The organism is Erythrobacter sp. S158, from assembly GCF_057364915.1.
The window spans coordinates 1,456,604-1,471,380 of record NZ_CP200279.1 but is presented as its reverse complement, the minus strand read 5'-3'; the positions used below and the strand labels follow the sequence as shown (position 1 = coordinate 1,471,380).

15 protein-coding genes and 1 tRNA gene are annotated in these 14,777 nt (G+C 61.5%); 14 read left to right on the top strand and 2 right to left on the bottom strand.

Annotated features, from left to right (window positions below; genetic code table 11):
- The first annotated feature begins 150 nt into the window (after nt 1-150).
- From tkt to AC0V6T_RS07300, 7 genes are all read left to right on the top strand, one after another.
- Nucleotides 151-2,148, top strand: a complete 1,998-nt coding sequence (tkt, locus tag AC0V6T_RS07330) for a transketolase (RefSeq protein ID WP_486125611.1) — start codon at nt 151-153, stop codon at nt 2,146-2,148.
- A 15-nt stretch (nt 2,149-2,163) separates the two neighbouring features.
- Entirely contained in the window at nt 2,164-3,171 is a 1,008-nt protein-coding gene (gene gap, locus AC0V6T_RS07325; RefSeq protein WP_486125609.1) for a type I glyceraldehyde-3-phosphate dehydrogenase, read from the top strand.
- A 29-nt stretch (nt 3,172-3,200) separates the two neighbouring features.
- On the top strand, nt 3,201-4,409 hold the full coding sequence (locus AC0V6T_RS07320; protein WP_486125607.1) for a phosphoglycerate kinase: 1,209 nt from the start codon (nt 3,201-3,203) through the stop codon (nt 4,407-4,409).
- Nucleotides 4,402-4,830 (top strand): nuclear transport factor 2 family protein, encoded by a 429-nt coding sequence (locus AC0V6T_RS07315; protein WP_486125605.1) that lies wholly within the window; start codon nt 4,402-4,404, stop codon nt 4,828-4,830. Before AC0V6T_RS07320 ends, AC0V6T_RS07315 begins: the two co-directional genes overlap by 8 nt.
- 20 nt (nt 4,831-4,850) lie before the next feature.
- Nucleotides 4,851-5,498, top strand: coding sequence for a TIGR02466 family protein (locus AC0V6T_RS07310; protein WP_486125603.1), 648 nt, complete (start codon nt 4,851-4,853; stop codon nt 5,496-5,498).
- 3 nt (nt 5,499-5,501) lie between these two features.
- Entirely contained in the window at nt 5,502-5,960 is a 459-nt protein-coding gene (locus AC0V6T_RS07305; RefSeq protein ID WP_486125601.1) for a PaaI family thioesterase, read from the top strand.
- 87 nt (nt 5,961-6,047) lie between these two features.
- A complete protein-coding gene (locus AC0V6T_RS07300) occupies nt 6,048-6,938 on the top strand; it encodes a fructose bisphosphate aldolase (RefSeq protein ID WP_486125599.1) in 891 nt (296 codons plus the stop codon).
- Between the two features lie 7 nt (nt 6,939-6,945).
- Here AC0V6T_RS07300 and AC0V6T_RS07295 read toward each other — a convergent pair whose 3' ends face one another.
- Complete coding sequence (locus AC0V6T_RS07295; protein WP_486125597.1) at nt 6,946-7,389, bottom strand: hypothetical protein; 444 nt, start codon at nt 7,387-7,389, stop codon at nt 6,946-6,948.
- Between the two features lie 128 nt (nt 7,390-7,517).
- Between AC0V6T_RS07295 and thiE the strand changes: the two genes are divergently transcribed.
- On the top strand, nt 7,518-8,153 hold the full coding sequence (gene thiE, locus AC0V6T_RS07290; protein ID WP_486125595.1) for a thiamine phosphate synthase: 636 nt from the start codon (nt 7,518-7,520) through the stop codon (nt 8,151-8,153).
- Here the strand turns inward: thiE and AC0V6T_RS07285 are convergent.
- On the bottom strand, nt 8,150-8,566 hold the full coding sequence (locus AC0V6T_RS07285) for an elongation factor P (RefSeq protein ID WP_486125593.1): 417 nt from the start codon (nt 8,564-8,566) through the stop codon (nt 8,150-8,152). The two genes, thiE and AC0V6T_RS07285, sit on opposite strands and share 4 nt — an antisense overlap.
- Before the next feature lie 205 nt (nt 8,567-8,771).
- On the opposite strand from AC0V6T_RS07285, the gene efp reads away from it, so the two are divergent.
- The 6 genes from efp (at nt 8,772) to AC0V6T_RS07255 (ending at nt 14,670) form a co-directional block, all read left to right on the top strand.
- Complete coding sequence (gene efp, locus AC0V6T_RS07280) at nt 8,772-9,335, top strand: elongation factor P (RefSeq protein ID WP_007164035.1); 564 nt, start codon at nt 8,772-8,774, stop codon at nt 9,333-9,335.
- Nucleotides 9,336-9,341: 6 nt separating this feature from the next.
- Nucleotides 9,342-10,160, top strand: coding sequence for an inositol monophosphatase family protein (locus AC0V6T_RS07275; RefSeq protein WP_486125591.1), 819 nt, complete (start codon nt 9,342-9,344; stop codon nt 10,158-10,160).
- A 44-nt stretch (nt 10,161-10,204) separates the two neighbouring features.
- Nucleotides 10,205-10,289 (top strand) — tRNA-Leu (locus AC0V6T_RS07270).
- Nucleotides 10,290-10,386: 97 nt separating this feature from the next.
- Nucleotides 10,387-11,220 (top strand): hypothetical protein, encoded by an 834-nt coding sequence (locus tag AC0V6T_RS07265; RefSeq protein WP_486125589.1) that lies wholly within the window; start codon nt 10,387-10,389, stop codon nt 11,218-11,220.
- Between the two features lie 71 nt (nt 11,221-11,291).
- A complete protein-coding gene (locus AC0V6T_RS07260) occupies nt 11,292-13,091 on the top strand; it encodes an SLC13 family permease (RefSeq protein WP_486125587.1) in 1,800 nt (599 codons plus the stop codon).
- A gap of 226 nt (nt 13,092-13,317) precedes the next feature.
- Nucleotides 13,318-14,670 (top strand): amidohydrolase, encoded by a 1,353-nt coding sequence (locus AC0V6T_RS07255; protein WP_486128535.1) that lies wholly within the window; start codon nt 13,318-13,320, stop codon nt 14,668-14,670.
- Nucleotides 14,671-14,777: the final 107 nt, after the last annotated feature.

Below are 14,777 nucleotides of genomic sequence, written 5' to 3'. Positions count from 1 at the left end.
GGAGCGCAAGGCAGCAAGTGTTGACCTCACCACATGGCTCGGCAATGGCAATTCGCGCTGGGACAAGGGCCCGAATCGCTGCCCATAGAACAGCGCCCAAAAGCTAAAGAGCGCGCCTTCAAACTCGCGCCAGCAGGAGCCTGACCGAGCATGACCCTCGACGCCGCCCGCCTTCAGCCGATGGCAAACGCCATCCGCGCGCTTTCCATGGACGCGGTGCAGGCCGCAAATTCGGGGCACCCCGGTATGCCAATGGGCATGGCCGATGTCGCCACCGTGCTGTTCGACCGGCACCTGAAATTCGATCCAAGCCGCCCCGACTGGGCAGACCGCGACCGTTTCGTGCTGTCGGCAGGCCATGGCTCAATGCTGATTTACTCGCTTCTTCACCTGTCAGGCTATGCGCGCCCGACGATGGATGAGATCGCGAATTTCCGCCAGTTGGGCAGCCCGTGCGCCGGGCATCCGGAAAACTTCCTTCTCGAAGGGGTCGAATGCACCACCGGTCCTCTTGGGCAGGGGCTCGCGATGGCTGTCGGTATGGCGATGGCAGAGCGGCACCTCAATGCGCAGTTCGGCGATGAGCTTGTCGATCACCGCACATGGGTGGTCGCAGGCGACGGGTGCCTGATGGAAGGGATCAACCACGAAGCAATCGGACTGGCCGGACACCTGAACCTGGGCCGCCTGATCGTGCTGTGGGACGACAACGCGATCACAATCGACGGCGCAACCGACCTTTCGACCAGCGAGAACGTCAAGGCGCGTTACGAGGCGACCGGGTGGCATGTCGTATCCTGCGACGGTCACGATTTCGACGATATCGAGCGCGCGATCGAAGAAGCCAAGGCTGACCCGCGCCCATCTCTGGTCGCGTGCAAGACTATCATCGGCAAAGGCGCTCCCAACAAGCAGGGCACCAGCGCCACGCACGGCGCGCCCCTCGGTCCCGACGAAGTTGCTGCGGCCCGCGAAGCGCTTGGTTGGGAAGCTGAGCCATTCAACGTTCCGCAAGATATCCTCGTCGAGTGGCGCAAGACGGCCGAGCGCGGACGTCATGATCATGGCGAATGGGAGCGGCGTTTGAACGAGTCGCCCAACAGCGATGCTTTTGAAAAGCAGCTCGCGGGCGTTGCCGAAGGCGCAGACACCGCGATCCAGCAACACATTCGCACGCTCGCAGCAGAACCGCAGAAGGCCGCGACCCGCAAGGCAAGCGAGATGGCGCTTGGTCCGCTGACCGAGAACCTGCCGCAGCTGATCGGTGGTTCAGCTGACCTGACGGGATCGAACAACACCAAGACGCCATCGACATTGCCGATGAGCGCGGACGATTATTCGGGCCGCTACGTCTATTACGGCATTCGCGAGTTCGGCATGGCTGCCGCGATGAATGGCATGGCGCTGCATGGAGGTGTTGTCCCCTACGGCGGCACCTTCCTGATCTTCTCCGATTATTGCCGCAACGCGATCCGTCTGTCGGCGCTCCAGAAAACGCAGGCGATCTACGTCATGACCCATGACAGCATCGGCCTTGGCGAAGACGGACCCACGCACCAGCCGGTCGAGCAAGTCATGAGCCTGCGCCTGATACCGAACCTCTACACCTTCCGCCCGTGCGACACGATCGAGACGGCGGAATGCTGGGCGCTGGCGCTCAAGGCCGAGGAAACGCCTTCGGTTCTGGCTCTTACTCGTCAGGGTCTCCCGCAGCTGCGCGGCGAGGGTGACGAAGCATGGACGGGCGAAGGCAATCGCTGCGCCAAGGGTGGTTATCGCCTGCGCAGCGCGAGCGCGGACCGGCGCGTCGTGATCGTTGCAAGCGGCAGCGAAGTCGCTCTTGCGATGGAATGTGCGGATCAGCTTGAAGAAGCGGGCGTCGGCGCGGATGTGGTCTCGATGCCGTGTACCGAGCTCTTCGATGCGCAGGACGATGCCTACAAAGCCGACCTGCTGCCACACGATACGCTAATCGTCTCGATCGAGGCGGGTTCGACCCTGGGCTGGGAGCGCTATACCGGGCGCGGCGGTCTCAACATCGGCATGGAAAGCTTCGGCGCCTCGGCCCCGGCAAGCGATCTCTTTGCCCATTTCGGTTTCACGGCGGACGCAATCGTCCCCCAAATCCAGAACAAATTGAACAACTAAGCAGGAGTTTCTCACATGGCTACCAAAGTCGCCATAAACGGTTTCGGCCGTATCGGACGCCTTGTCGCGCGTGCAATTCTCGAGCGTGACGACCACGATCTTGAACTCGTTTCGATCAACGATCTTGCCGACACCAAGTCAAACGCGTTGCTGTTTCAGTACGATTCCACCCATGGCCGTTTCCCCGGCACGGTCGAAGTCGCTGACGGCGCAATGGTGGTGAACGGCAAGAGCATCGCGGTTACTTCCGAGCGCGATCCGGGCAACCTTCCGCATGGCGATCAGGGCGTCGACATCGTGCTGGAATGCACCGGTTTCTTCCAGAGCCACGAAGCCGCTGAACCGCACCTCAAGGCGGGTGCAAAGCGCGTTCTGATCTCGGCTCCGGCAAAGAACGTGTCGGCCACCATCGTTTACGGTGTGAACCATGAGACGCTGACCGCCGAAGATATGATCGTCTCGAACGCAAGCTGCACCACCAACTGCCTGTCACCGGTTGCCAAGGTGCTGAACGACACGGTCGGTATCGAGCGCGGTTTCATGACCACCATCCACTCTTACACCAACGATCAGCGCATGCTCGACCAGATGCACAGCGACATGCGCCGTGCTCGCGGAGGGGCGCAGAACATGATCCCGACCACCACCGGCGCAGCGCGCGCGGTTGGTCTGGTTCTGCCAGAACTCGCTGGCAAGCTCGACGGATCGAGTGTCCGCGTGCCGACGCCCAATGTCAGCCTCGTTGACCTGGTCTTCACGCCGGGCCGCGACACCAGCGCCGAAGAACTGAACGCCGCGCTCAAGGCGGCCGCAGAAGGCCCGATGAAGGGCGTTCTCGAATACACTGACCAGCCGCTGGTCAGCAGCGACTTCAACCACCAGCCTGCAAGCTCGACTGTCGACAGCCTCGAGACCAGCGTCATGGAAGGCAAGCTTGCCCGCGTGGTCAGCTGGTACGACAACGAATGGGGCTTCTCGAACCGCATGATCGACACTGCGGGCGTGATGGCAAAGTTTCTCTGATTGAAACGAACTGACGGGATGAGCGCGACATGACGGCATTCAAGACACTCGATGATCTTGGTGACGTGACCGGCCAGGTCGCGCTCGTCCGAGTCGATTTGAACCTTCCGATGAAGGATGGCTCAGCCACCGACCTGACCCGTGTCGAGGCGGTCAAACCGACCATTCTCGAACTCGCCGACAAGGGCGCAAAGGTGCTGCTGCTCGCCCATTTCGGGCGTCCCAAGGGTCAGCGATCGAGCGTGCTTTCGACCAGCATGGTCGTGGGCGATGTCGAAAAGGTGCTCGACAAGGAGCTGATGTTCATTCCCGAGGTCCACGGACCAGTCGTGGAGCAGAGCATCGGTATCTTGCGCAACGGCGATATTGGCCTGCTCGACAACACCCGCTTCTGGCCGGGTGAGGAGGGCAACGACCCGAACTTCGCGCAGGCCATCGCGGCGCATGGCGATTTCTATGTGAACGACGCCTTCTCCGCCGCGCACCGTGCGCATGCGTCGACCGAAGGTATCACCCATTTCCTGCCGTCCTATGCAGGCCGCGCAATGGAGAAGGAGCTGAAGGCCCTCGACGCAGCGCTCGGCAATCCTGAAGCGCCGGTTGCTGCGGTCGTCGGCGGAGCGAAGGTTTCGACCAAGCTTGCGGTGCTCGAAAACCTCGTTGGCCGCGTGCAGCATCTCATCATCGGCGGCGGCATGGCCAACACCTTCCTTGCGGCGCGCGGGGTCGATGTGGGCAAGTCTCTGTGCGAACATGACCTTACAGACACCGCTTCGAAGATCATGGATGAAGCCGACCATTCGGGTTGCACCGTGCACCTGCCCTACGATGTGGTCGTCGCACAGGAATTCGCTGCCAACCCTGCGTCCTTGCGCACCTGCAACGTCCATGAGGTTTCGAGCGATGAGATGATCCTCGACATCGGACCGCAGGCAACCGAGGCGCTCGCGGATGTCCTGAAGACTTGCCGCACGCTTGTCTGGAACGGCCCGCTTGGCGCATTCGAGACCGAGCCTTTTGATACCGCGACCGTCGCGCTTGCACGCCATGCGGCGGCGTTGACCCAAGAAGGATCGCTCACCAGCGTTGCTGGCGGCGGGGATACCGTTGCTGCACTTGCGCAGGCGGGTGTGACTGAAGACGTGACGTATATCTCGACGGCAGGCGGCGCTTTCCTCGAATGGATGGAAGGCAAGGAACTGCCCGGCGTCGCGGCACTTGAACGCGCCCATGGCTGACATCCAGGATAAGATCGAGGTTCTTGAGAACCGCTTGATGCGCGCGTGGCTGCATCAGTCGGCACGAGAGATCAGGAACCTCGTGCAGGCGGATTGCCTTATGATGTTCGGCACCGCGCCGCCGGTTTTGCTCGATCGGCCAAGCTTTATCGCCGGGCTTGAACGGGGCCTTCGATGCGACGCTTTCCGTTTTCACGAAGTCACCGCGCGCGCTTACGGCAAGACGGCGTGGTTCACCGGCCACGCGGAACTTGACCTGTCGATCGGCGCCCGGCGCTGGACCGGAAACTTCCTGATCACGGATATGTGGCGCAAGGGCACGGTTCGCCGGCGTTGGAAGCTTGCCGAACGTAGCATTGCTATGGCGGAGAACAACAGCCAGCTGTCCGATGCTATCCTCGCTCTGCAATTGTGGCGCTGATCAGGTAAGGGGCACACGATATGGCAGAAACACGGCATCTCTTCTCGACCCCTTTCGTCATCGACACCCTGCGCAGCGCGGAAGGGATCGCGCATCTCAAGAGCCTGATCATGGCGGAGAAAGCGCGTGATCAGGACGGGGTGCAGATTTCCAATATCGGCGGCTGGCATTCGAACACGCAGATGCTCGAATGGGGCGGCGAAGCGGCACGTGCGCTGGCTCTGAAGGCGATGGACATGGCCGATGCGGCGATGATCAATGTCGGTGCCGATCAGGGCCGCGAATATGGCTGGGTTCCCGAGATGTGGGCCAACGTGTCGACCAAGGGCAACGCCAACCAGTACCACACGCATCCCGGCAGTTTCTGGTCCGCGGTCGCCTATATCGACGATGGATATGAAGGCGATCCCGATGCAGGGCTCGGCGGAGAATTGCAGCTTCTGGACCCGCGCATGCCGATGGTGCGAATGACCGTGCCGGATCTGCGCTTCAAGGACGTGGACGGCGGTTTGCAGAACAACGAGCCGATGGTCCGCCCTCACACTGGTCTGATCGTCATGTTCCCCAGCTGGCTCCAGCATTCGGTGCGCGCCTTTTACGGGCGTGGCACGCGCATCTCGATTGCGATCAATCTGGTCGCTGGCGCCAAGGCTCGCGGCGGAAACTGAGCGATGAGCGAAACGATCCGGGGAACCGAGGCCTATGGCAGCGCCGTCCTCAATGAAGAGGGCGAATTTGCCGGGTGGCATCACTGGAACTCCGACCCGTTCGAGACCCGCTCCGGCCCCTTCTTCATGAAGCGCGGGGAAGACGGCTCCTTCGTCTCCGCATTCCGCGCAGAGGATCGCCACATGAACGGGGCTGGCTTCATGCACGGCGGTTGCCTGATGACTTTTGCCGATTTCGCCCTGTTTGCCATCGCCACGGATGAACTCGCCGGAAGCAATGGCGTGACCATGAACCTGTCGGGCGATTTCCTCGGCTCGGCTGGGCCCGGCGCGCTGATGGAAGCGCGCGGCGAGGTCACGCGCGGTGGCGGCAAGACCATTTTCGTGCGCGGCATGATCACTGCCGATGGCCATCCCGTTTTCAGTTTCACAGGCATTATTCGCAAGTTCACCAAACGTTGATCGGGGGCCGGTTGCGGCTCGTGCGAGCGAGCGTTAAGGCCCGCTGAGAGCAGCAAAAACAACCAGCAGGAAAGGCGCCCTCACGCCATGAATACCCAGGAAATGACCGCCAAGATCGCCACTAGCGAAGGCTTTATCGCAGCGCTCGATCAGTCGGGCGGCTCCACTCCCAAGGCGCTGCGCGGCTATGGCGTGGAAGACAGCGAATGGTCGGGTGACGAGGAAATGTTCTCCCGTATCCACGACATGCGTTCGCGCGTAATCACCTCGCCGTGCTTTTCCAGCGGCAAGGTGATCGGGGCAATCCTGTTCGAAAAGACCATGGACGGCGAAGTCGATGGCAAGCCCACTGCCGATGCGCTAAAGGCGCGCGGCATCGTCCCCTTCATCAAGGTCGATCAGGGCCTGATGGACGAAGCCAACGGCGTCCAGATGATGAAGCCCTTGGACAAGCTTCCCGCGCTGCTCGAAAAGTCGGTCGCAAAGGGCATGTTCGGGACCAAGATGCGCTCGGTCATCAAGGCGGCTGACGCCGAAGGCATCGCCGCTATCGTCGCGCAGCAATTCTCGGTCGGCAACCAGATTGCCGAGGCTGGCCTGATGCCGATGCTCGAGCCGGAATATGACATCAACGCCGACGACCGCGCCGAGGGCGAGGACATTCTAATAGCCGAAATCCAGAAGGGTCTCGATGCACTTCCCGAAGGTCGTCAGGTCATGCTCAAGCTATCGATCCCCAAGCGCCCGGGCCACTACACGACGTTGATCGAGCATCCCAAGGTGCTGCGCGTGGTCGCTCTGTCGGGCGGTTACTCGACGGATGATGCGTGCGACCAACTCGCCAAGAACCCCGGAATGATTGCGAGCTTTAGCCGCGGTCTCCTTCAGGACCTTCGCAAAGACCAGTCAGACGACGAGTTCAATTCCGCACTCAGCGGTGCGATCGACAAGATTCAGAAAGCCAGCGTGCTGGTCTGATTTGAGGTCAGGGCCGGGGCAGAGGCGCCGGCCCAGCCTGCCTGTCGTCGCGGCGCGGCACAGGTATGAACTCGATATCGAGCGCATATTCGCTGAGCGGAAGCGCGCCTCGCGCGCGCGGCCGCGTGCCTGTATCGCGCAACACGAGGAACCCACCGGGTGCCTCGACCTGCTGTCCGAGCCTGAGCACAATCTCGTAAGGAATGCCGCGTTCGCGCACGATCACGGACACGCGCATGTCGTTGGGGCGATAACAGAAACGCGCGTCAGCGCAGCGCTGATCGCGGACGATGCCGAATGGTGTGAGCTCGATGGGGCCGACCTGTGCGCGTTCGAAAAACGCGACGTCATCGACGCGAGAGACCTGCGCCTGAACCGGCACGGCGCTGACCGCGAGGATCGTGAGCGCAACAATCGGTAACCGGGCAAGGGCCGTTTTTAACCGCATCATGAGTGGTCTCCTTTAACCTTTCGATTACCACGATTCTGCTTTGGAGACGGATGGCAAAATCGGCCTGTGCCGCACATGGACAGTTAGGCGGATTGGCGCGGGCTCGTTAGGTCGCTATCAGGCGCGCCATGACTGATCCGACCACGCAGCTTTACCTCATTTCACCCACGCAGGTTGATGGCGATTTCCCCGACAGGCTCGAGCGCGCTCTGGCTGCGGGCGAGGGGCTGGTCACCGCGTTCCAATTTCGGGTGAAAGGCGTTGATCAGCACGAAGCGGCTCGGCTCGCGGAACCCTTGATGGCGATCTGCGCGCGCCACGAAGTCGCTTTCATCGTCAACGATTCGGTCCCGCTGGCAAAACGACTGAAGGCCGATGGCGTTCATCTGGGACAGGACGACGGCGACCCGAAAGAGGCGCGCGAAGTGCTGGGCCGCGATGCACAGATCGGGGTGACATGCCACGCGTCGAAGCATCTCGCGATGGAAGCCGGCGAGGCGGGGGCGGACTATGTCGCATTTGGCGCGTTCTTCGAGAGCACGACCAAGGACAAGGGCGACGATCAGCGCCCTACGCTCGACACCATCGAATGGTGGGTCAAGCTGTTCGAAATCCCGGTAGTCGCCATTGGCGGCATCACGCCTGAAAATTGCGCGCCGCTGGTCAAAGCAGGCGCAGATTTTCTCGCGGTTTCAGGCGGGATTTGGAACGGCGACGAGGCCGCAGCCGTCAAAGCCTTCGCCGAGGCAATCGAAAAAGCTTAGCGCCGATCCTGAAGCCGCGTGCAAAGGAGCTTGCTGCGCTCTCCTGCATCAGTGAGCTTGCGCAGCTGATTGTCACCGACCCTCAGGAAACGCTCGCCCTTCTTCGGGCCGCGCGTGAAGGTCAGGTTGGTCCCGCGCATGATATAGGTGCCGTCGCCATCGGAGCTAAAATAGCGAGAAGCGGTCGAAATACGGAAGTTTTCGTCCGAGACTTCGACAAACGCCTGGCCTCCGGCATCGCCAGGCATCGCACACTGGTAATCGCCAAGCGGCATGGTGCGCAGCATTCCGCCCGAAGGCAGCGGCGCGGCGTCGGTCGCTGGCGGCGCATTTTCCTGACGCCCGGTCGCAGGCACGGACGCGGCGACGATCACCGCAGTCGCAGTCAGGATGAGAACGTGAGAGGTTTTCATGGTTTCGAGGGATCCCTTTAAGCGCAAGCTTTACCATCGGGACGCGCGCTTTACCACGCGATTAACCATAGCAATCCTCGCATAGGCCGCCATCAGCAGTGGCGCGCTTGCCGAGTCTGGCGCAAGCGGCTATTGGCGCGCTTTGATTTCCGGCAGCGCCTGCCCATATGCGCTCGCGCCTCCCACCTACAAAAGAGTTATTCCCATGAAGATCAGCGGCGTCGACATTCGCCCCGGCAACATCCTCGAATATGAAGGCGGCATCTGGAAGGTCGCGAAGATCCAGCACACCCAGCCCGGCAAGGGCGGCGCCTACATGCAGGTCGAAATGAAGAACCTGCAGGATGGCCGCAAGACCAACGTGCGCTTCCGCAGCGCAGACACGGTTGAAAAGGTGCGGCTCGACACGGCTGAATACCAGTTCCTCTACGAAGACGGCGACATGCTGGTGTTCATGGACACCAACACCTACGAGCAGATCAACCTGCCGAACGACCTTCTCGGCGATGCGCGCCCATTCCTTCAGGACGGTATGCAAGTGCAGCTTGAGCTTTGGGAAGAAAAGCCGATCAGCGTGCAGTTGCCGCAGCAGATCGAAGCGGAAATCGTCGAAGCCGACGCAGTGGTGAAGGGCCAGACGGCATCTTCCAGCTACAAGCCTGCCGTGCTCGACAATGGCGTTCGCATCATGGTCCCGCCGCATATCGAAAGCGGCACTCGCATCGTCGTCGATGTTTACGAGCAGACCTATGTCGGGAAGGCCGGCTAACTTCTCATGAGCATGTTTTCAGGTCTTATCCGCGTCATGGAACGCGCCGCGCGCAAGGCGGGCGGGCGTCTGCGCCGCGATTTCGGCGAAGTTGAACATCTGCAGGTGAGCCGCAAGGGCCCTGCCGACTTCGTATCCAAAGCCGACATGCGCGCTGAGCGCACGCTCTACGACGAGCTGCTCAACGCGCGCCCGGGTTGGGGCTTCGTTCTGGAAGAGGCAGGCATCATCGAAGGCGATGAAGGCAAGCCGCGCTGGATCATCGATCCCTTGGACGGCACGTCGAACTTCCTCCACGGCATCCCGCATTTTGCAATCAGCATCGCGGTGCAGGAACCGCGCCTTGATGGCAAAGGCTGGGGCGAAGTGACCGCTGGCATTGTCTATGACGTTATTCAGGACGCGACCTACTGGGCGGAGAAGACGCGCGGTGCATGGCTTCAGGATGCGCGTCTGCGCGTTTCCTCGCGCCGCAGTCTTTCGGACGCTCTGGTCGCGACCGGCATCCCGTTCCAGGGGCATGGCGACTTTGCCGAATGGAGCCGCATCTTCGGCGCGATCGGTCCCGAAGTTGCCGGTATCCGCCGCTTTGGCGCAGCCTCGCTCGATCTGGCATTCCTTGCGCAAGGTCGCTTTGACGGGTTCTGGGAAAGCGGGCTCAACGACTGGGACACCGCTGCCGGATGCCTTCTGGTGCGTGAAGCAGGCGGCTTCGTCAGCGACTTCCGCGGGCGTTCCGAAGCGATCCATTCGAAGCAGATTCTCGCTGCAAACGACACGCTTCACTCCAAGCTGCACAAGATCCTCGCGGGGAGCTTGCGATAAAGGCGCTGCGCGGCTAACAGCCCGCATTCCGCGAAAGCGCGGGTGCCCCTGTGGTGGAATTGGTAGACGCGAGCGACTCAAAATCGCTTTCCTTCGGGAGTGCCCGTTCGAGTCGGGCCAGGGGCACCATTTTTCTTTGCGCTACCGCTTCGCTGCTTGAGCGCGTAGCTTGTTGCGCTACCGCCTTGCTGCTTGAGCGCGGGATTGGTCTTGGGAGTTGACCCGCATGGAAACCCCATTCGAAACAGGACCGGCGCGCTATCAGCCTCCTGCCAATTACCCCTATGCGCGCGATCCCAAGCTACGCTTTGACCAGCGACGGCTTGCACGTGTTGTCGGTTTCATCGCCTTCGCCATGCCGGTCGTGCTTGGTTTCGGGGGTTATGCGCTTGGGCGATTTCGGGTGGCGCTTTCCGAATATTACTACGAAGTGATCCTGCTGGGCGACTTCTTCGTCGGATGCCTCGTCGCCATCGGCGCATTGCTGATGGCCTATCGCGGGTGGACGCCCAAAGTCGCGCAATTGGCAACGCTGGCGGGAATTGCGGCTTTGCTGGTCGCCTTTGTCCCGATGAATGGCTGGATCATGGGCTGCAAAGAACTGGCCGACGATGGCACCTGCGCGGTGCAGGCGGTGCGGTATCCGGTGATCGGATACTGGGTTCACGCCGGCGCTGCCGGTCTGCTTTTTGCGATCCTCTCCTTCTTCTGCCTGTTTGTCTTCACCAAGATCCCGGTCGACGATGCGAGCGGCCAGAAAATCATGAGCCCGGCAAAGATGCGCAGAAATGCGATCTACGTCACGTCGGGCATCCTCATCGCTCTGGGCGCGATCAGCATTGCCGTTGCAGGCCTGCTTGGCGTGCCGTGGTGGTTCGACAACAATATGACATTTTGGGCCGAGGCGATGATCCTTGGAGCATTCGGCGCGTCCTGGTTGGTTCAGGGCCGCGCGCTCGCACCGTTCAACGATCCGCGTGATCGCGAGGATGCCAAACTCGCCAAACAGGTGAACGGTCAGCAACTTAGCCTGTTCGGTTTCGGGCTGTCCGACAAATGATAGCAGGTCCGCCAGTCATCAAAACACTTGCAAACTTGCCCGCTTATTGAGAAGTCAGCGGCAACGACGCCATGCTGGAAGCACCATCCTATCACGCCATGGCGGCAATGGCCGTCACCATCCTGATGTTTATCGGCTTTGTACGCGGTCGCATGAGCATCGAGATCGTCTCATTGCTCACCATCGCGGTCATCGCGGTTGGCCTCTATTTCTTCCCCATTGGCGATGCGCGCCCGATTGATGGCCTCGCGCTCGCATTCGGAGGCTTCGGGCATTATGCGCTGATCACCATCTGCGCGCTCATGATCATGGGCAGGGGGCTGGTCGTGACCGGCGCTCTCGAACCCGCCGCGCGTGTTTTGGAGCGGGTGTTCAAGTTCAACCTGCAACTCGGCCTCTTGGTCTCGCTCATCATTGCGCTGGTCCTGTCGATGTTCGTCAACAACACGCCGGTTCTGGTGTTGATGATCCCGATCTTTGCAGCTTTGGCCAGCAGGGGCGCTTTGCCGACTTCGAAGACGCTCATGCCCTTGAACGCAGCCTCGCTTATCGGCGGGCTCGCGACGACTATCGGCACCTCGACCAATATCCTCGTCGTCTCGATCGCGATGGACCTTGGCATGCGCGAGATCGGGGTGTTCGATTTCACGCCCATCGTGCTGATCGCCTGCCTTGTGGCGCTGCCATATATGTGGCTGGTCATGCCGCGCCTGCTCAAGGACAACACCGCACAGGCGCAGGCCGGTGCCCGCATGTTCCACACCCGCCTTCGCGTCGGCAGTCAGTCGATGCTCGCGGGCGTCGAGCTTTCCGAGGTGCGCGACAAGCTGCCTGCAGGGATCACCTTCCACAATCCGCCGGTAGGCCCGATGCAGCCGCAGCAGCGCATCCACATTTCCGGCACTCACGAGGCTCTCGAAGACGCCACGCGCGAATTGAAAGGCGAACTGGCGCCGAGTTGGGTGCTAGACCGGATCAAGCGCACATCGTCTGCCAAGGGTGAGGACGTGATGGTGGTCGAGATGACTGTCACGGCGGATTCGCGCCTCATCAGCCGCACGCTGCCCTCATCGGGCATCGCCGACCTCTATTCGGTCGCGGTCCTCGGCATCCACCGTCCTGAGCGGCTGCTTGGCGAGAAAGAGCAATATTCCGACGGCGGCGACCTCCGCATCACTGAAGGCGACGTCCTGCTGGTGATGGGGATCGAAGAAGACCTGCAATCCTTTGCCCGCGCGGACAGCCTCCTGATGCTCGAAGGCGCACGTGAACTGCCTCGCCGCTCAAAGGCGTTGCTCTCGGCCGCGATCATGGGCTTCTCGGTCACCACTGCCGCCGTCGGGATCTTCCCGATTGCGATCTCTGCGTTGGCTGGTGCGATCCTGATGTTCGTGACCGGCTGTGTTAAATTTGACCGGGTGGGAAGGGCGCTGTCCGGCCAGGTGATCGTGCTCGTCGCGGCCAGTATCACTATCGGGCGCTTTATCGACGAAAGCGGCGCGGCGGCATGGTTGGGAGAGGCCTTGTCGCTCGGCCTTGCATATCTGCCGCCCGCACTCGTTCTCGCAGCGATCATGGCCTTCGTGACGGTGCTCACCAATTTTGCTTCGAATGCGACCGCAGCGACCGTGGGCACTCCCATCGCATTTAGCATCGCTGCGCAGCTCGGCCTGCCGCCTGAGCCGCTGGTGCTTGCCGTGCTGTTCGGCTGCAACCTGTGTTACGCGACGCCGATCGCATACCAGACGAACATGCTGATCATGGCTGAGGGCAAGTACGAGTTCGGCGACTATATTCGAACGGGTGTGCCGCTGGTGATGATCATGGTGACGACTTTGTCGATCCTGCTGGTGCTCAGTTACGGATTGTAGGCGGCTGGCCGCGTGGACCGCTTTCCTACCGGGTGGGATTGTGGCAGCGTCAAAGCATGCTGATCGCACGCGTTTCGAGGGGTGTTCCGAAGGGGATTTTCGGACCGAGAGGCGAGGGACAGTTTTTACCGCCAGGACCGTGTAACATGCGGTCCACTTCTCAACCAAGTGCCTCAAAACGCTTGGTTTATAGGAAATGGCTCAAAAGAGGGGAAAGACCGACATGATGAAGCACCTGATGGCAGGCGCAGCAATGGCAATGGCGCTTTCGATGAGCGCCACTCCGGCACTCGCCGAAGCGCACGTGGAAGCTGGCGCTGACGAACTGCGCACGGCCGTGATGGAAGAAATGCCGGGCCTGTTTGAGCTCTACAAGGACTTGCATGCCAACCCCGAGCTGAGCTTTCAGGAGTTCGAAACCGCCGCCAAGTTGGCAGAGCGGGCAAGGGCGCTCGGCTTTGAAGTGACTGAGGGTGTTGGCCAGACCGGCGTCGTTGCTGTGATGGAGAACGGCCCTGGCCCGGTGGTGATGCTGCGCGCCGACATGGACGGCCTTCCGGTTATCGAACAGACCGGCCTGCCATACGCCTCGAAACGCACGGCGGTTCCGGCAACGGGCGTTGAGACCGGTGTCATGCACGCCTGCGGCCACGATACTCACATGGCCGCGTGGGTCGGCGCGGCGCAGCTGCTGGCCGAGCGCAAGGATGACTGGTCGGGCACGCTGGTCATGATCCTCCAGCCGGCAGAGGAAACGGGCGAGGGCGCTCTCGCCATGCTGCAAGACGGCCTCTACGAACGCTTCCCCAAACCCGACTACGTGCTCGCCTTCCACGATGCCGCGCAGGCGCCTGCGGGCTTCATCGGCTATTCGAAAGGCTACGCGCTCGCCAATGTCGACAGTGTCGATGTGGTGATTCCGGGCATTGGCGGACACGGCGCCTACCCACACACGACGGTCGACCCGGTGGTGATCGGCGCGAATGTGGTGACGCGCCTGCAAACGCTGGTCAGCCGCGAGATCAGCCCGCTCGACCCGGCGGTGGTGACAGTTGGCAGCTTCCGCGCTGGCTCCAAGCACAACATCATCAGCGACGAAGCGCGCCTGCAAATCACGGTGCGCAGCTACACCGACGAAGTGCGCGCTGCATTGCTCGAAGGGATTGAGCGGATTGCTCGTGGCGAGGCGATGGCTGCGGGCATGCCCGAAGACAAGCTGCCGAGCGTGACGGTGCAGGATCCGTATACGCCATCGACCTACAACACGCCCGAATTCACCGAGAACGTGATGGCGGGCCTGAAAGAGCGCTTTGGCGACCGCGTGCGCGAGACGCCCAGCGTCATGGGCGGGGAGGACTTCGGCCAGTTCTACCGTGCTGATCCCGAAACGGTGGAATCGCTGATCTTCTGGGTCGGCGGTGTGCCAATGGAGCAATACCTCGCCTCAGAACGCGGCGAAGTCGAGTTGCCGAGCCTTCACTCACCCTTCTGGGCGCCTGACGCCGAAGTGGTGATCGCCACCGCAACCGAAGCTCTGACGGCAGCCACGCTGGACCTGATGCCGAGGAGCGGCGGCTAACACCCGCTCCCAAATCATTACGGCCACCAAGCGGGACGAATCCCTCTCGGTGGCCGTGTTCTCCTCCCCAGGAGAATTGGTGAAGGTGTTAGGTCGGCGCGGCGCGC